Raw genomic sequence first — 16,349 nt, 5'->3', positions numbered from 1 at the left:
TACGACAGACGAAAGCATCCGTCTCACTTCGATTCTGCCACCTTCGTATTCCCCGACGGCAAGGTGCGAATGCGTTGCGTCGGGCTGAGGCCGTATTTGTCGGGTTGATACATGGCTTCGATGCGGGCGGGCGGAGCGGTGGTGTCTCCTTCGGCGATGACTCTCGCGAGGTATTGGAGGCTGAACTTGCCTTTGGCAGGGGCGTAGTCGGTGAAGAACAGGGCGCGGTCAGTGCGGATCTCGCGGTGGTCGCAGAACCAGGGCTGGGTGCCGTCGGGGAGCTGGTCGCCTTCGCGTTCGCTCTGGGTGCCGAACTCGGGATTGATGGCCTCGAAGACGGCGGGCAGGGAGTCGTCGATGGCGAGGTAGCGATCACCACCGCCGATTTCGATCTTAAGCGTGACGACGACCATGTCGCCGACGCGGAGGTCGTCGGTGCCGGTGGTGGAGCCGTCCATGTTCAGCTCCTCGTAGGTGCGTTCAATGGCGTAGCCTTTGTTCTCACCGGCGAAATCACGCTGCGGCGGGAAGCTGCGGGCCTCGATGCGGCTGAAAATCTCGCGTCCGGCAGGAAGCTCGACGCTGAGTGGCTTCGCGCTGAGCGCCTCATTGAGCGCGAAGTTCACACGGGCGCTGGAAAAGCCTGCGGTGAGGTTCAGCGGCACTGATTGCGTGTCCCAGCGGCCAGTGGCGGCCAACGGCTCGCCGACTTTCTTCAAGCTGCGCTCGTAGGCGGACAAGGCGGTGAGCATCCAGGCATTGGTGAAGGTGTTGCCCCACTCGCCACGGCCATTGCGTGATTGCAGGATCGACAAGGCGAGCGCTTCAGCATCGGTGGTGAGGCCGAGGTGCGTGTAGCAGATCAAACGCAGCGCTTTGTTCGCGCCGTTGCCGGCCCAGTGGCTCCAAATCACCGGTGCAGGCGCTGGAATCGTTGTTTTGGCCTTCGTGTCGGTCTTGGACTTCGATTTGGCCTTGGAAGCAGCGACCTTGGTCTTGCTGTCGGTTTTCGGCGGTGTCGGAGGCGCGGGTGGTTTCCAACCGAGGGTGTCTTTGATCTGCTGGGCAGGCGTGTTGCTGATGCACATCGAGAGCGCGAGGTAGAGACGGGCGGTTTCCGGCAGTTTGTCGCGCTTGCCAAAGAGCAGGTTTTGATAAGCTGGCTCGGGTTTGCCAGCTTTGGCGAGTGTGTAGAGCGCGAGGGCGGAGTCGGCGATGTTGTAGAGGTCTTTTTCTTCCTCAAGGCCACGCAGCTTTTTGGAGAGGTATTCGACGAGCTTGTTGATGGCATCGGCAGGAACATCCGCGCCTTGATCACGCGCGCGCAGCAGCAGCAGGCCGCCGTAAGCGCTGCCCCAGAAGGTCGGCTCGGTGCCGCCGGGCCAGTAGGCGAGACCGCCTTCGTCGGTGGTCATTTGCAGCAGCTTGTTCACGCCGGATTGAATGACGAGCTTCGCTTTTCCGCCGCCGAGTTGATCGGGGAACAGCGGCTCGTATTTGCCAAGCGTAAGCCAAGGCATCGTGGCGGAGGTGGTCTGCTCGACGCAGCCGTAAGGATACTTCAAGAGGTAATCGAGCGCGTCGCGGGCCTCGTAGAGGCGGCTGTTGCTGATGCCGAGCGAGAGCGAGCCTTCGCCTTCGAGCAGCGCGGGGTTCACATTCTTGATGAGGTTATCGACGGGTTCATCGGCTTTGAGGCGTGTGTAGCTCACATAGCGCAGCTCGGGCACAGGATGATTCACCTCGAAGGTCGATTCGGTGCCATCGCTGGCCTCGGCGGCCCAGTTCACGCCGCGTGCGATCCATTTCCATTTCGCCGTACCGAGCTGCACAAACTGCACGGGGAAGGCGGTGGCGGCGGTTTCACCGGCTTTGATCTGGAGGATGACTTTCTGCTGCTTCGCGCTGCCACCGGTGTCGGCGGTGAGCGAGGCGGGAATGAAATCGCGCTTCTCCTGAATGAAGTTCGCGCTGCCATCGAGTTCGAGCGTGACCTCAACAGCACCCGCGTTTGGTGTGGTGTTGTGAACGACGGCTTTGACGAGGAATTCATCGCCGAGGCGGGCGAAGCGCGGCACGGCGGGTTCGATCATGAGCGGCTTGTTGATCTTGAAGGCGGACTCGCCTTTACCGAAACGATCCACGCCATGCGCTGCGACGGCCATGATGCGGTAGCGCGTGAGATTGTCCGGTGCGGTGACGCTGGCGGTCAGCTTGCCCTGAGCATCGGTGATGCCAGAGGCGAGCCAGAGCGGCGTGACGATGAAGTTTTTGCGGATGGTGGCGTTCGCGCCGTTGCCGTCGCCGCCTTTGTCACCGACGACGAAGCCTTTGTTGCCACGGTCGCGTGCGGCGAGTTCTTCGGGCAGCAGATTGTCGAACGAAGTGAAGCTATCGATGGCGAGCGGCAGTTCGGCGTGGAAATAGGCCGAAGGGTCAGGCGTCTCGTGGCTCATGAGGCTCAGCACGCCTTCATCGACGGCGTAGAGCGTGACATCGCTGCCGGAGACAGGCGCGCCTTTGGCATCGGTGATCGTGGTGGTGATGTTCACTGCCTCGGCAGGGCGAACTTCATCGCGATCCGGCTTCACGGCGAGTTTCAGTTCCTTGGCGTCCGATTCGACCTTCAGGGCGCAATAACCAACGCGATACTCGGGCATCTTGTGCTGCTTGGTGCTGGCGGCGGAACCGCGGATGACGATGACGGAGACGAAGACATTCGGGAACTCGTTTTCGCCGAGCGGAATGCGGATGATCGGGTTTTCGAGCGTGAGTTCGGTCACAAACTGACGATGCAGCTTGTTGCGCTCCACGGTGACGAGCGCGGTGCCTGCGATGGGTGTTTTGACCACGATCACGGCGTCCTCGCCGGGTTTGAGCGTCGTCTTTTCCGGTTGGAGGTTCATGCGGTTGCCATCTTCCATCGCCCAGGGGAATTCATTCCCGCCGACGGCGTAAAACGGCATGCGCGAGATCACTTTGGTGCCTTTGGCATCCACCGCTTCCGCCGTGACGAAATAAACGCCGCCGCGTGCCGGTGTGAACGGAATGCTCATCGCAGGTGCGGAACCGGCGGTCGCTGGCTTCAAATCGAGGCTTTGTTTCAGTTCCTCGCGCAGGATGACCTGATCCTTCGTGGTGCTGCCGCCGCCTGCGGTGGCGATTTTGAGCGTGTGATACTCCTGGCGCTCGACTTTGACATCCACACGCACATTGCCGGAGGCGGGAGCGCCTTTGGAGTCAATCGCGACGACCTCAAGCTGCAGCGCCTTGCCTGCTGTGCCGAAATAGTCGGGGCCTTTGAGACCGAGCAGGAAATTTGCGCCGGGGACTTCAAACTCGGCGGCGGAGCTGATCGTCTGCTCGTTGATGTCGGTGACTTCGGCGTTCACGCGCACGCGCTGCGGCAATGCGGCACGATCTGCGGGCGGCTGCGGCATTTCGAGCGTCGCGGTGCCGTCATCGCCAAGGTACAGATCCCCATTCACGAACCACTCGTTTTCTTCTTCGTCGTTGTCGTGCCCGGCGTAATCGCCATCAGCATCGCGATCCTGCGCATAGTGCGACCACGCGGGAGCTTCGCCGAAGTGATACTGGCGATACGCCTCGGGCGCTTCGTAATCACGTTCCGAATTCGCGCTCCACTGCACCTTCGCGACGGAGAGGGCCTTGCCCATGAAGTAATTGGCGCTGAGCGAAAGCTGGATGCGATCAGGCTCAAACTTGATCTCTTTCGTGTCGAGTTTCACCTCGAAGGTGTTTGGCTTGTAATCGTCGATGCGGAAGGTCATGCCGCCACCGTCATCGCTCTGGCTGTTGGGATTGGGTGCTTTGAGATTGATCGAGAGATCATACCAGCCTGCAGGACCGGTGGGGAGCACGACATCATCCGCCCAGGCACCGCTGGCAGTGAAGGTGACCGGCTTGTCGATGACGACGCGGTAACGCGGATCGCGAATCACGAGGCGGCCTTCAGCAGGCGCTTGATCGAGGCTCAAGTCGTCGCCGATGAGCAGACGCGTGTGCGCCTTGAAGTGCGCGGTCTCGCCGGGCTTGTAGAGCGGACGGTCGGAGAACACAAAGGTGCGCCGTTGCGCCTGCCACACACTTTCATAAGCCTGTAAAATGTCGTAAGGCACGCCGATGCCGCTGTTGCCGCACTCGATCACGGCACAGTCGCCGTTTTTCTCCGCCATCACAAACGCGGGCGTGGCTCCAGGCGCGGTGGCGATGCCACTGGCATCCGTGTCGCCGTAGCCGACGAGTTTCAGATCAGCATCGACGAGCGTGAGCCGCACGCCGGGCACCGGCTTGCCGGTTTCGAGCGAGGTGACAAAGACCATCGTCTCCTTGCCGTTGCTCTTTTGCATGATGCCGAGATCGGTGAACTGCACGAGCGACTGCGTGACGACGCCCTTCTGCGTGAGTCCGGCGGCGGCGGCACCTTCGATTTCGATGAACAGCGGGGCGGCAGGTTGATCGCCCAGCACTTCGCGCCAGTTCAGCTTCACGATCTCGCTTTGATCCAGCGGCTTCGTGATCGGGAAACTGCGGTCAAACACCTGCGTGCCTGGATAGGCGTCGATGGACTGCGTCTTGTAAGCGGCCTTTTGTTTCTCATTGCCGTAGTAGGCGGTTTGATAGGCGCGGTAAAGATCGAGCGCTTTGAGCAGCTCAGGACCGTTGAGACGCTTCGCACGCACACGCACCTGGCTCACGTTCGCGGCGCTGAATTCATAATTGGCACCACCTTTGGCAAGCTGGGCGTTGATGAAGGCTGGTGCGGCGACGTAAGGCGGGTTCGGGATGAAAGTGACGCTGTTTTTCACCGGAGCACCGAGCGTCATGCCATCACCGGAGGTCATCGTGGGATCGACGGTGACGGTCTGCGGCTGATTGAGCGGGAATTTGCCGCTGATGCGCAGCGTGCGGTGAGTCACCTCCGCTTTCGTCTCACCAGTCGGAATCGGGTCGATGTGAATGAGCGCGGCGAGTTTCTTTGCGAACGCGGTCTGTTCCTCGGGCTTCATTTCTTCGTCCGAAGGCGGCAAGAGGCGCTTGTTGAAGTCGATTTCGAGGTAGTAGTCACTGTCGAACGGCGTGTGTGCGCTGACATGGGTGACGGCGAAGGGCTTGATCTCGCCCAGCGTGATCTCGTCGCCGGTGGCGAGCTGATTTTGACCCGAGGCGTTGCCGAGTGTTTCCGCGACGGTGAGCTTCCATTTGCCGATGGAGAGCGGCGACACCGGCTCCACCACGATGGCGCTGAGACGCGGCGCATCGTCGGTCACGGCCGGTTTGGCCTTGGAAATCTCTTCCGCCCAGGTCGGCTGCGCCTCGGCACTCCAGCGTGTGAAGTCCTTGCCCGTGGCATGGCGCACCTTCGCCGCGATGGGCTGTGGAGACGACTCGGACACGAAACGGATGTGCTTCGCGGCTTCCGCAGGCGTGACGCCGTCGTTGAATTCAAACAGGAAGCGCGGACTGCGGTTCTGCGCATCGTCATCGAACCAGCGCGGATGCTGATCAATGATGCGGAATTGAGCGCTTTGAACGGAATCAAGCGTCTCCGTCGAGAGTGGCTTGCCTGCCAGGTCGGTCAAACCACCGCGCAGTTTGAAATCGTAGCTGCTGGCGAACTTTGGCGCCTGAGTGAGATGAAAATGCCCGCTGCGCGTGCTCGTCCACTCAAACGTGCCGGTGAGTTCCGGCGTGACGACAAGCGGCGAGGTTTCCTCATTCTTGCCGATGCGCTCCTTCGCGATCATCGGCGTCGGAAACACGACCTCAATGGTCGATTCAGGGGCAAGTTCGACGGGATTGATGCTGATCTCGGCCTGGAGCGCCGGAGGAGCCGGTGTTTGGGTATCGGAACGGCTCTTCTTGGCAGGAGCCGCAGTGGCGGAGACAAACGCCAGTGTTATGACTGGCAGCAGCACGAGGCTGAAAGTGGTTTTCATGGCGAACGAAGGGTTCGCCGTGAAAGTAGCATGCCGCCGCAGGGAGCGAGGGGATTTTTGGGGAGATTTTGGAAGCCGCGTTTCGCCTCATTTCAAAACCCACGCCTTCACCTTGTCGAAGGCAGCCTTTCAGAGCGATTCGGCCGCAGTTCTCCTCGCCCAGGCATCCGCGTCGATGAGCGCCTCCAGATTGGGATGCGCGATGACTTGATGCGCGTTCATGACAAGCTCCACAGTCTGCCAGATGCCGGGGAAGTTGATCTTGCCGTTGAGGAAGGCATCGACGGCGACTTCGTTGGCAGCATTGAGCACGGCAGGGAGCGTGCCGCCGATGGTGCCGGCGTGGCGGGCGAGATTGAGGGCGGGGAAATCGTCAACGCGGGGGGCTTCGAAATGCAGGGCGCCGACTTGGGCGAAGTTGAGCGGCTTCAAATTGTTCGGCACGCGATCAGGCCAGGTGACGGCGTATTGAATCGGGAAGCACATGTCGCTGTGGCTGAGCTGGGCGATGACGCTGTTGTCGGCGAACTCGACCATGCTGTGGACGATGCTTTGCGGATGCACGACGACCTCGATCTTGTCCATCGGCACGTCGAAAAGCCACTTCGCCTCGATCATTTCGAGGCCTTTGTTGAAGAGCGTGGCGCTGTCGATGGTGATCTTGCGGCCCATGGTCCAGGTGGGATGCTTCAGGGCCTGCGCGACGGTCACGCCCGGCAGTTGATCGGCGGGCAGCGTGCGGAAGGGGCCGCCGCTGGCGGTGAGCAGGATGCGCTGCACGTCGCTATGGCGGTGGCCTTCGAGACATTGGAAGATGGCGTTGTGCTCGCTGTCCACGGGCAGAATGTTCACGCCCTTGCGCTTCGCGGCTTCGGTGACGGCTTCGCCGGCCATGACGAGGATTTCTTTGCTGGCGACGGCGAGATGCTTGCCGCGTTCGATGGCGGCGAGGGCGGGTGCGAGTCCGGCGGTGCCGACGATGGCAACGAGCACCATGTCGGCGTCGGATTCGTTGACGAGATCGATAAGACCCTGCGTTCCGGTGTGCAAAACGACATCCGCAGGCAGCAGCGCTCGCGCTTTGGCCGCCGCGGTGGGATCGGTGAGCGCGACCTGCTTCACGCCGGTCTCACGGACTTGCTCGACGAGTGCCTCGAGGCTGCTGTTCGCGGCCAGGCCGACGATCTGCATACGCTCCGGGATGTCGCGCGCGACTTTGAGGGCGCTGGTGCCGATGGAGCCGGTGGAGCCGAGGAGGAGGACTTTGCGCATCACAGAACGTGGGGGTGGAATCGTCCTCCTACTCGAACTCGTCCTCGATAAAAGCGGATTCGATGAAACGATGAAGGATCGAGATGCCGTGAAGGGGGCGCTGAACGGCTCGAAAGGTGGGGGAGATGGCGGCGTGGCAGAATCGAGGACGAGTAGGAGTAGGAGGACGAGTAGGATTCGCTTAGCGGGCGATGGCGGAGAGATAAAAATAAAACACCGGTGCGGTGAAGAGCAGGCTGTCCGTGAGATCGAGCACGCCGCCGATGCCGGGCAGGGCGTGGCCGGTGTCCTTGATGGCAACGCAGCGTTTGAGCACGGACTCGGCGAGATCGCCGGTGACGGCGGTGGCGCAGAGAACCGGGGCGAGGATCATGCCATGCATCCAGGTGATGGGGGCGATTTTTTCGGGCATGAGAGCCAGCAAGACGGCCGCAGCTGCAAAGGATCCGATGAAAGCACCGACAAAGCCCTCCCACGATTTCGCCGGGCTGATGTGCGGGATCATTTTGTGCTTCCCAAACAGCACGCCGACCACATAAGCGCCCATGTCGCTGAACTTGGTGACCATGACGAGGAAGAGCACGAGGAAGAGGCCGGTGATGCCGTTGCCGTCCGGGCGGAAGTACATGAGGCGGGCGATGAAGCCGAAGAAGATGACCGTGTAAACGACGCCGAAGACTGTGTTGAAGATGCGCTGGAGCGTGAGCGCGCCCTCAAGCTGCTGGCGGTAGCACAGCAGGAAGGAGCCATGCACGCTCGCGGTGAGCGCGGCGAGGTCCAACCACATCGGCGGCTCGGAGTGGTGCGTCATCGTCCACCAGATCACCGTGGCCCAGTAGGCGAAGCAGATGACGAAGCCGAGCGCGTTGAACGAGCGCGCATGGGGGTCGGCGCGCAGCAGGCGATAATATTCCACCGCTCCTGCCACGCCGAAGAAGCCGGTGATGGCGATGACCAGCCAGTTGCTCCTCCATTGAAACGCCACCGCCAGCAGCGCCCACAGGATCAGCGTACTGAACAGGCGGGACGCAAAGACGCGGCGCTTGCTGGGCGGGGTCGGCAGGGCTGCGGCGGATTCGGACATGCGGCGGGTTGGAGAGGGCTGCCATTTAGAGCGTATCCCACCGGCTTGAGCAATGCGATTTCGCATTTGGCATTCGTTCACGCTCCGGTAACATCGCGCGCATGGCAGCCTACGTCATCCAGCCCGGCGACACACCGATGGGCATCGCGCGCAAATTCGGCATGAGCTTTGACGCCTTCAAAGCCATCAATCCGGGCCTGTGCGACGCGAACAACCACTGCCGCGTGCAGTTTCCCGGCCAAGTGCTGCAGGTCGAGGCTCCAGGCGGTGCACCTGCCGCTCCGGCGAATCCGACCCAGCCCGCTGCGGGCTTTGCGCCCCAGGCTCCGCCGTGGATGGAAGTGGCGCTCCGCGAACAAAACGTGGCCGAATGGAACCCTGGCGACAACCCGCGCATCATCGAATACCTCGCCAGCGTGGGCGTACGTGGCGGCGATGAGACGAGCTGGTGCGCCGCCTTTGTGAACTGGAGCATCCGCAAGGCCGGCTTTCGCGGCCATAACACCGGCCTCGCCGGCCCGTGGATCAGCTACGGCCGCGCCGTGGCACCGGCCTACGGCTGCGTGGTCGTGCTGCAACCGCTCAGCGCCGGTGCCAGCGGTCACGTCGGTTTTCTGCATGCGATGGATCAAAGCAACGTCTGGCTGCTCAGCGGCAACAGCGCCAACCGCGTACGCATTTCCGCCTACTCGCGCGGCAAGCTGGTGCCGGGGCAGTGTTTCCGCTGGCCGGTGTGATCAAAACCCGCCTTCAAAGAACGCCCGCAGGTCGTGCAGCCCCTGCCCTTCCCGGCAGACTTCGGCCAGATTCGCCACAGCGGCGGGGATGTGCTGGATGTAATGCGGTTTGCCGAGGTTGCGGCTGAGGTTGGCGTAGGCACCGAGGGCCTGCATGAGGCGCTGGGCGGCGCAGAGGTAGAAGACTTCGCGCAGCTCGTTCAAATCGAGGCCGCGATGCGCGGCGTAGTAACGCAGCAACTCGGAACGCTCGGTGCGTGAAAGGTTCACATACGGATCGTAGAGCAGCGAACCAAGATCGTATTCGGCACGGCCAAGGCGCAGTCCCTGGTAATCGACCAGCCAGGCTTCTTCGCCCCGGATGAGCACGTTCTGGCTCTGGAAATCGCGATGAACAAGGCAACGCGGCAGTTTGGCAAGGCGGCGGCGGAGTTGTTTGAGCGTTTCATGAGCGGCCTGGTATTCCGCGTGTGTGAATTCGCGGCCCAGATGCCCGCCGACAAAGTGATCGAGGAAGTAGTTCTGTTCCCATTCATAGAGCGCTTCGTCGAAGGCAGGCTCCAGTTCGTCGAGATCGGCAGGGGTGAGTGATTTCTCCTCCACGCCGTGGAATTTGGCCGCCTCACGTAGCGTGGCTTCGTAAAGCGGGGCACGTTTGCTCCAGGGCTGGTGGTTCAAGGATTGCAAATCCACACGGCCCAAGTCCTCCAGCCACACGCAGAGCCGCCTCTCATCAAAGGCCAGCACATGCGGCACATGGGCACCCATCTTTTCCAGACGATGGGTGGCGGGCACAAACTTCGGATTGTCACGCCGGGCCAGGGTGTAAACCATCAGAACCATCGGTTCGCGACCGTCCTGCCATTTCAGGCGGTAAAAATGGCGGTCAGAGGCGCCTTTGAGAATCACTTCGACCTCGCATGGTGTGCTGTTCAGTTCAGGAAACTGTTCGCGGGTGAGAATGAGCAAGGCCTCGTGTTCGGGGAGCATGGTGGGAATGCGGAATGACGAATGCGGAAGGTCGAATGTCCAACGCAAAGCCGCGAATGCCTAAAAATCCACGTCTTCGACGCTCCCCGCCGCCGTGATGCCGCTGCGGACGATGCAGCGCTTCAGCACGGAACCGGCGACCACATGTCCGCCCGGCCAGACGATGGTGTCTTCAAGCTGCGCGCCGGATTCGATCACCGCTCCAGGTCCGATGACGTTGATGCCGCGCAAAACGGCCCCGTGTTCAATCTGCGCCGCCGGGTCGATCGCCGGGCCATACATGCCGTTCAAAGCCGAGTGCGCGGACAAATAGGTCGTGCGGCTGCCCAGATCCCACCAGCAGCCGTCGTCGATCACGACGGCACCGATTTTGGCCCCTTCGCGGATCATGTTGAGGAAGATCGGGATGACGGATTCGACCTTTCCGGGCGTGATCCAGTCGTGGATGGCTGGATCGCAGGCGTAGATACCAGTGAAGAGGTATTTCCCCTCGTCTCCGGTGCCGAGTTTGTTGCGGATGTCAGTGACGCGGCCGCGCCGGGCATCAAAGGCGATGTGCAGGGCCGGCCCATGGCTGCGCAGGGCCAGGGTGACGAGATTGCCATTTTCACGGTGCTCCGTGAGCAGCGGCTTGAGCGGCAGGTCGGTCAGGATGTCACCGTTATAGACGAGAAAGGGCTCGTTCCCGAGCAGATCGCGCACGTTGGCGATGCCGCCGGCGGTTTCGAGGCGCACGGGGCTTTCGTTGCGGAATTGAATCGGCGTGCCGTGGTAGTTTTGCTCTGGGAAGGCCCGCGCATAGGCCTCCGGGAGGTGATGTGTGTTCACCACGAAACGTGACACACCCGCCGCACGCAGATGATCGAAGGCGTAGGTGATCAACGGCCGGTGAAACACGGGCACGAGCGGCTTCGGAAGCTGTTCCGTCAGCGGCCGGAGCCGTTCACCAATGCCTGCGCCCAATACAAATGCCTGATTCACGCGCCGCACTTACGCGGACGTGATGACGGCGCAAATGGAAGTTGCCGCAGCAGTTCAAGCCCCCCGCTTCTTCCGCAGCCAGGTGACCAGCAGCACAATGACCACGACCGAAGCGATGGCTGGCAGCGTGTAACCGCCCCCGGTGGCCATTTCGCACATGGGGCAGTCCATCGCGGACATCGGTGAAGCATCTGCCGTGATGAGTGGCGGAGCCTTCGTGCGTGGCGTGAAGGTCTTCAAATCCAGCACGTAGCTCGACTCACCCGGAAACAGTATCTGGAAGCGATCCAGCTTTTTGCCGAGGGCCGTGTTGTGATACAGAACGCTCAACTCCCCCGCTGGCAGCGCCTTGATCGAGTAACCCGTCGTTCCAGTCGGCACCTTCGTCTTCCAAGTTCCCGTCAGCACCACCACATCCTCCGACGCTTTCAGCGGTGCGTTTTCATGCGTGGTGAATTCAAAGGCGAACTCGGGATTCACCGGTGCCGCCGGGTCCAGCACGATCTCAACGACGCGCTTCACATAGTCACGGGCCGTGGCCTTGAGCTGCTCCTTCCGCTCGGTCGTAAAGAGAGCCAGATCGGCATTGGTGACCGAAAGGGCAACGTTCGGGTCCGGCTCAAAACAGCGCGGATCCACCTCCAACTGAAGCGTCCAGGCCCCGTCTTGGGCGAAATCCGCCCGCACAGGCACGTCCGGCAGAGGATGCGCCAGGCAGGGAGTCACAAGCGCCAGAAGCAGGAACAAAGGGAGGCAGAAGGCAGCGTTCTTCATCCGCCCAGCGTGGCACAGCCGGTGCCGTTGTGACGAGCTTTTTTCAAATACCCCATATTTTTTGATTGTCAGGCAGACCCAGAATCGTTTTGAATGGGTGCAAATCCGCCCGGTCAGTTCCCTGACGGAAAGCTAACCACACCCAAACCACACATGAAATCCATCCTCACCACCCTCGCCGTCCTCGGCCTTTCCGTCTCCGCCTTCGCAGGCTGTGGCGTCACCACCACCTCCAAGGGCAAGCTCAAGTCCTTCGACAAAGACACCAAATCCATCGTGATCGAAGCCGATGGCAAGGAAATCACCACCAAAGTGACCGCGAAAACCAAGAATGCTGGCGATATCGAAAAGTTGGTCGGCAAGAACGTGACCGCCGTCATCTCCAAGCATGGCTATGCTGAGACCGTTGAGAAGAGCTAGTTTATCCTGCGGTGATTGAATTTCACCCGCGAAGCCCGGAGGCGACCCCTCCGGGCTTTTTCATGCCCCCATTTTAAGATTGCGTGGAATACCCGGATTGGAACATGCTCTCACCACTGTGTACGCGGGCTTCCTGCCCGCGTCAGTTCCAGCATCCACACCACACACTCATGAAAGCACTCCTCACACTCGCCCTCGTGGCCTCGGCGCTCGCCCTCAGCAGTTGCGGCAACTGCCCGCTCGCCCCCCAGAAGAAATCCTGCCCCGTCGGCTGCGCCAAGCCCTGCTGCGCCAAGAAAGCCGCTGACTGCAAGACCTGCTCGCACTAAGCGCGGGCCAGTCCTGTCTCTCGGAGCCCGGAGACGCGCCTCCGGGCTTTTTCATGCCCGCGTTGCGCCGATCCTGCCCGCGGGTGTGCCGCTTTTGGCATGTCACGCTTAAACATGCACGCTGAGTGCAAGTTTAACCCCATGCCTTCGTAACACCGGCATGAAACTCAGCCTTTTCACCGACTACTCTCTGCGGGTGCTCATGTTTGCCGCGCTGAAGGGCGAGTCCTTTTCCCTCAGCGAAGTTGCTGAGTCCTACGACATCTCACGCCACCATCTCGTGAAGGTGGTGAACTACCTCGCCAAGCTCGGCTACCTCGAAACCCGCCGTGGCCGTGGCGGCGGCATCGCGCTGGGCATGAAGCCTGAGGAAATCCGCATCGGCATGGTCGTGCGGCGCACCGAGGACACACCTTTCATCGTCGAGTGCTTCGACAAACAGCACAATACCTGCCCCATCAACGGCTCCTGCCGCCTCAAAGGCGCTCTCGCCCAGGCCGTGAATGCCTTTTACGAAACGCTCGACCGCCACACACTGCGCGATCTGGTCGGCGGAACGGAAGGCCCGCGCCTGCACCGCATTTTGCTCCCCAAGCCATGAACCGTCTCCTTCAAACGAGCCTGCTCATCCTCTCGCTCTCCGGCACCGCCTTGCTCGCCGAAGACGAGTATGAAAACGCTCCCATCCGCTACTCTGACACCGAGCCGAACGACGCCGCCCAGCGCCTCGAACGCCTCATGGCCGCCGGGAAGGTGAAAATCGACCGCACCGACGCTTGGACCGTGCTGCGCGATGTGATGAAGCACTTCGACATCCCGCCAGAATCGCAAACCATGGTCTTTTCAAAGACCAGCAAGCAAAACGACCGCATCAACCCGCAAACTCCCCGTGTCGTCTATTTTGGCGACAACGCCTATGTCGGCTACTGCCTCGGCGGCAGCATTGAGGTCTCCACCATCGACCCCAAGCTCGGCCCCATCTTCTACCTGCTCGATCCCTACGAGGAACCGCAGAAGCCGCTGCACTTCCAGCGCGACAATAGCTGCTTGAGCTGCCACGGCGGCCCCTTCACCCCCGAAGTGCCCGGCGTCATCGTGCGCTCCGTCTATCCTGGCCCCGAAGGCCATCCCATCATGAGCCAGGGCAGCACCGTCGTCGATACCACCACGCCGTTCAGCGACCGCTGGGGCGGCTGGTACGTCACCGGCAGGCACGGCAGCGTCCTGCATCGCGGCAATGTCACCGCCACCGAGAAAAACGACCAGTCCATCGACATCGACTTTAAAGCCGGTGCCAACATCACCAGCCTCGCCAAATTTTTCGACACCACGCCTTACCAGCGCAAAACCAGCGACATCATCGCCCTCATGGTCCTGGAGCATCAGACCAGCGTGCAAAACATCCTCACCAAAGCCAATCACACGTCCCTGCGTGCCATGCACATGCAGACCAGCCTCCAGCGCGAGCTTGGCGAAAAAATCGAGTCCGAACCCACCGGCACCGCCCGTCGCATCATCGATCACTGCGCCGAAGACGTCATCGACGCCCTCCTCTTCAAAGATGAAGCCGCCCTGCCCGAAGGCGGCATCGAGGGCGATCCCGCCTTCCAGACCGCCTTCACCCAACGCGCCCCGCAAAGCAGCGACGGCCGCAGCCTGAAGGACTTCCAGCTCCTCAACCGCCTCTTCAAGCACCGCTGCAGCTACATGGTTTACTCCCTCACCTTCCAGCACCTCACCGCCCCGCTGAAGCAAACCGTCCTTAGCCGACTCTGGACTGTCCTCGAAGGCAAGGACACCACCGGGAGCTACACCTACCTCGGCGAAACCGAACGCGCCCATATCCGCCGCATCCTCGCCGAAACATTGCCCGGAGCACCAGCGGAGTGGAAGAAAACGATTGCAAGCAAGTGATGAGCAGTGCGGGTTGAAAACCCACTCTCCATCTCCAAGCTGCGCCCATGAACCGGTTCCTCACCCTCCTGCTCTGCGCGCTCTGCCTCACCGCCTGCGAAAAACAGCCCGCAGTCGTCGATTTCGCCGACAAGGAAGTCGAACTGCTCAATGAGGGCAAAGAGGCGAACTACAAGAGCAAGCCTTACACCGGCCTCGTCCGCAACAAACACTCGAACGGCAAGACAGCGGGCGAATACCCTTACCAGGACGGCAAGATGCACGGCGTGATGAAGGAATGGTGGGAGAACGGCCAGCAGTCCGCCGAGACCAACTTCGACCACGGCCAGCGCCACGGCCTCAACCGTTACTGGGACATGAAGGGCAAGCAGACCAAGGAACAAATCTACGACCACGACAAATCCATCAGCGAGAAGCACCTCTGATCGGTTCATTCATAATTCCGCATTCGTCATTCGACCTTTCCCTCCATGGCTCCCGTCTTCGCCCTGCTCATCATCGCCCTTGTCTCGCTGCTGGCGGTGCGCGTGGGCTCCACAGCGCTGATGATGACCGGCCTGAGCTGGGACACGGCCAGTTTTCAAGCCTACTCCGCGTTCTTCGGCGTCGGTTTCACCACGAAGGAGGCGGAGATGGTGGTGAATCATCCCGTGCGCCGCCGCATCATTCGCGATCTCATTCTCGTCGGCAATGTCGGTCTCACCTCTGCGCTCGCCACGTTGGTAGTCACGCTGCTGCAAACCACCTCCGGCGGCAATGCGCTGCTCATGTTTGGCTGGCTGATCGGCGGCCTGGTCGCTCTGTTGTTCATCTCGCGCCTCGCCTGGTTTCAAAAAGTGCTCGACCGCGTCATTCAGTACACCCTGGAGCGGGCGGGCATGGTGCGCGCGCTCGATTACGAGCTGCTGCTGCGCATCCAGCACGGTTACGTCGTCTCCGAAATCGAGGTGATGTCCGACACGTTCCTGGCAGGCCGCACGCTGCGTGAATCGCGCCCGTGGGACCGTGGCGTCGTCATCCTCGCCATCAAACGCGACGGTGAAACCCATCCCGGCATCCCCAGCCGCGATGATTCAGTCAAAGCAGGAGACGTCGTCACCGCCTACGGCAAAGAAACCGCTCTCCAGGCCATGACCCAGCCGATGGAACAACCAGGAACCAAGAACAAAGAACCATGAACTTGATGAACCAAGTCTGCGTCGTCACCGGCGGTGCCAAAGGCATCGGTCTCGCCACCGCCCATGCTCTTCTCGCCCGTGGTGCACGTGTGGCCCTGCTCGATCTTGAGAACGTCGCACTCGATCATCCTCATGCCCTGTCGGTCCGCTGTGATGTCACCCGCGCCGCCGATGTGCAGGCCGCGGTCGCTCAAATCACCGCCAAGTTCGGCCCCATCGCCGTGTGGGTGAACAACGCCGGCCTCGCACGCCATCGCTGGATTCCCGATTACACCGAGGCCGAGATCGACCTCATGCTCGATGTGAACCTCAAAGGCACCATCCTCGGCTCCCAGGCCGCGTTGCGTTCGATGATCCCGCAAAAGCGCGGCCACATCATCAACGTCATCTCCACCGCCAGCCTGCGCGGTATCCCGAGCGAGACGGTCTATTGCGCCGCGAAGTGGGGCGTGCGCGGATTTACTCAAGGTCTGGCCGAAGAAGCCGCCGCCCACCGCATCCGCGTTACCGCCCTCCTCCCCGGCGGCGTCGACACCGCCTTCTGGACCGACGCCAGCACCCGCCAGGCACCCACGCAGCTTTTCCTCAAGCCCGAGCACATCGCCAACGGCATCGTGAGCTGCCTCGAAATGGATGACTTCTGCGTGCCGCGTGAATTGGTGCTCCGCTCGCTCGATGACAGCGACTTCTCGGTGAAGCCTGCGTGACCA

The 16,349-nt window shown here is 61.4% G+C and carries 14 protein-coding genes; 8 read left to right on the top strand and 6 right to left on the bottom strand.

Features of this window, described 5'->3' with window-relative positions; genetic code table 11:
• Window positions 1-23: 23 nt before the first annotated feature.
• From U1A53_RS20985 to U1A53_RS20975, 3 genes are all read right to left on the bottom strand, one after another.
• On the bottom strand, window positions 24-5,960 hold the full coding sequence (locus tag U1A53_RS20985; RefSeq protein WP_322283812.1) for an alpha-2-macroglobulin family protein: 5,937 nt from the start codon (window positions 5,958-5,960) through the stop codon (window positions 24-26).
• Between the two features lie 129 nt (window positions 5,961-6,089).
• Window positions 6,090-7,232 (bottom strand): 1-deoxy-D-xylulose-5-phosphate reductoisomerase, encoded by a 1,143-nt coding sequence (locus U1A53_RS20980; protein WP_322283811.1) that lies wholly within the window; start codon window positions 7,230-7,232, stop codon window positions 6,090-6,092.
• 181 nt (window positions 7,233-7,413) lie between these two features.
• Window positions 7,414-8,316 carry a phosphatidate cytidylyltransferase gene (locus U1A53_RS20975; protein WP_322283810.1) on the bottom strand — a complete coding sequence of 301 codons (903 nt, stop codon included), beginning with the start codon at window positions 8,314-8,316 and terminating at the stop codon, window positions 7,414-7,416.
• A 101-nt stretch (window positions 8,317-8,417) separates the two neighbouring features.
• Between U1A53_RS20975 and U1A53_RS20970 the strand changes: the two genes are divergently transcribed.
• A complete protein-coding gene (locus U1A53_RS20970) occupies window positions 8,418-9,053 on the top strand; it encodes a LysM peptidoglycan-binding domain-containing protein (RefSeq protein ID WP_322283809.1) in 636 nt (211 codons plus the stop codon).
• Here the strand turns inward: U1A53_RS20970 and U1A53_RS20965 are convergent, their stop codons facing one another.
• From U1A53_RS20965 to U1A53_RS20955, 3 genes are read right to left on the bottom strand one after another with little or no spacing between them, the layout of a single operon-like run.
• Entirely contained in the window at window positions 9,054-10,043 is a 990-nt protein-coding gene (locus U1A53_RS20965) for a phosphotransferase (protein ID WP_322283808.1), read from the bottom strand.
• Between the two features lie 60 nt (window positions 10,044-10,103).
• Complete coding sequence (locus U1A53_RS20960; protein ID WP_322283807.1) at window positions 10,104-11,024, bottom strand: sugar phosphate nucleotidyltransferase; 921 nt, start codon at window positions 11,022-11,024, stop codon at window positions 10,104-10,106.
• A 54-nt stretch (window positions 11,025-11,078) separates the two neighbouring features.
• Window positions 11,079-11,798 (bottom strand): hypothetical protein, encoded by a 720-nt coding sequence (locus U1A53_RS20955; protein ID WP_322283806.1) that lies wholly within the window; start codon window positions 11,796-11,798, stop codon window positions 11,079-11,081.
• 153 nt (window positions 11,799-11,951) lie between these two features.
• Between U1A53_RS20955 and U1A53_RS20950 the strand changes: the two genes are divergently transcribed.
• The 7 genes from U1A53_RS20950 (at window position 11,952) to U1A53_RS20920 (ending at window position 16,346) form a co-directional block, all read left to right on the top strand.
• On the top strand, window positions 11,952-12,218 hold the full coding sequence (locus U1A53_RS20950; RefSeq protein WP_322283805.1) for a hypothetical protein: 267 nt from the start codon (window positions 11,952-11,954) through the stop codon (window positions 12,216-12,218).
• A gap of 170 nt (window positions 12,219-12,388) precedes the next feature.
• On the top strand, window positions 12,389-12,547 hold the full coding sequence (locus tag U1A53_RS20945; RefSeq protein WP_322283804.1) for a hypothetical protein: 159 nt from the start codon (window positions 12,389-12,391) through the stop codon (window positions 12,545-12,547).
• A gap of 160 nt (window positions 12,548-12,707) precedes the next feature.
• A complete protein-coding gene (locus U1A53_RS20940; RefSeq protein ID WP_322283803.1) occupies window positions 12,708-13,148 on the top strand; it encodes an Rrf2 family transcriptional regulator in 441 nt (146 codons plus the stop codon).
• On the top strand, window positions 13,145-14,461 hold the full coding sequence (locus tag U1A53_RS20935; RefSeq protein WP_322283802.1) for a hypothetical protein: 1,317 nt from the start codon (window positions 13,145-13,147) through the stop codon (window positions 14,459-14,461). Before U1A53_RS20940 ends, U1A53_RS20935 begins: the two co-directional genes overlap by 4 nt.
• A gap of 47 nt (window positions 14,462-14,508) precedes the next feature.
• Window positions 14,509-14,886: a hypothetical protein gene (locus U1A53_RS20930; protein ID WP_322283801.1), complete on the top strand. Its 378-nt coding sequence runs from the start codon at window positions 14,509-14,511 to the stop codon at window positions 14,884-14,886.
• 45 nt (window positions 14,887-14,931) lie between these two features.
• The gene (locus U1A53_RS20925; protein ID WP_322283800.1) at window positions 14,932-15,639 is read left to right on the top strand and encodes a TrkA C-terminal domain-containing protein; all 708 of its coding nucleotides are present in this window, start codon (window positions 14,932-14,934) and stop codon (window positions 15,637-15,639) included.
• Window positions 15,640-15,644: 5 nt separating this feature from the next.
• Window positions 15,645-16,346, top strand: coding sequence for an SDR family oxidoreductase (locus U1A53_RS20920; protein ID WP_322283799.1), 702 nt, complete (start codon window positions 15,645-15,647; stop codon window positions 16,344-16,346).
• The last annotated feature ends 3 nt before the right edge of the window (window positions 16,347-16,349 follow it).

Source organism: Prosthecobacter sp. (genome assembly GCF_034366625.1).
In the GTDB taxonomy this organism is placed as follows: Bacteria; Verrucomicrobiota; Verrucomicrobiia; order Verrucomicrobiales; family Verrucomicrobiaceae; genus Prosthecobacter.
This window is presented reverse-complemented; position numbering and strand designations above follow the sequence as displayed.

Excerpts from the sequence above, each read along its gene's own strand:
- U1A53_RS20985 (WP_322283812.1), bottom strand. The coding sequence starts at position 5,960 with ATGAAAACCACTTTCAGCCTCGTGCTGCTGCCAGTCATAACACTGGCG.
- U1A53_RS20980 (WP_322283811.1), bottom strand. The coding sequence starts at position 7,232 with ATGCGCAAAGTCCTCCTCCTCGGCTCCACCGGCTCCATCGGCACCAGC.
- U1A53_RS20975 (WP_322283810.1), bottom strand. The coding sequence starts at position 8,316 with ATGTCCGAATCCGCCGCAGCCCTGCCGACCCCGCCCAGCAAGCGCCGC.
- U1A53_RS20970 (WP_322283809.1), top strand. The coding sequence starts at position 8,418 with ATGGCAGCCTACGTCATCCAGCCCGGCGACACACCGATGGGCATCGCG.
- U1A53_RS20965 (WP_322283808.1), bottom strand. The coding sequence starts at position 10,043 with ATGCTCCCCGAACACGAGGCCTTGCTCATTCTCACCCGCGAACAGTTT.
- U1A53_RS20955 (WP_322283806.1), bottom strand. The coding sequence starts at position 11,798 with ATGAAGAACGCTGCCTTCTGCCTCCCTTTGTTCCTGCTTCTGGCGCTT.
- U1A53_RS20950 (WP_322283805.1), top strand. The coding sequence starts at position 11,952 with ATGAAATCCATCCTCACCACCCTCGCCGTCCTCGGCCTTTCCGTCTCC.
- U1A53_RS20945 (WP_322283804.1), top strand. The coding sequence starts at position 12,389 with ATGAAAGCACTCCTCACACTCGCCCTCGTGGCCTCGGCGCTCGCCCTC.
- U1A53_RS20940 (WP_322283803.1), top strand. The coding sequence starts at position 12,708 with ATGAAACTCAGCCTTTTCACCGACTACTCTCTGCGGGTGCTCATGTTT.
- U1A53_RS20935 (WP_322283802.1), top strand. The coding sequence starts at position 13,145 with ATGAACCGTCTCCTTCAAACGAGCCTGCTCATCCTCTCGCTCTCCGGC.
- U1A53_RS20930 (WP_322283801.1), top strand. The coding sequence starts at position 14,509 with ATGAACCGGTTCCTCACCCTCCTGCTCTGCGCGCTCTGCCTCACCGCC.
- U1A53_RS20925 (WP_322283800.1), top strand. The coding sequence starts at position 14,932 with ATGGCTCCCGTCTTCGCCCTGCTCATCATCGCCCTTGTCTCGCTGCTG.
- U1A53_RS20920 (WP_322283799.1), top strand. The coding sequence starts at position 15,645 with ATGAACCAAGTCTGCGTCGTCACCGGCGGTGCCAAAGGCATCGGTCTC.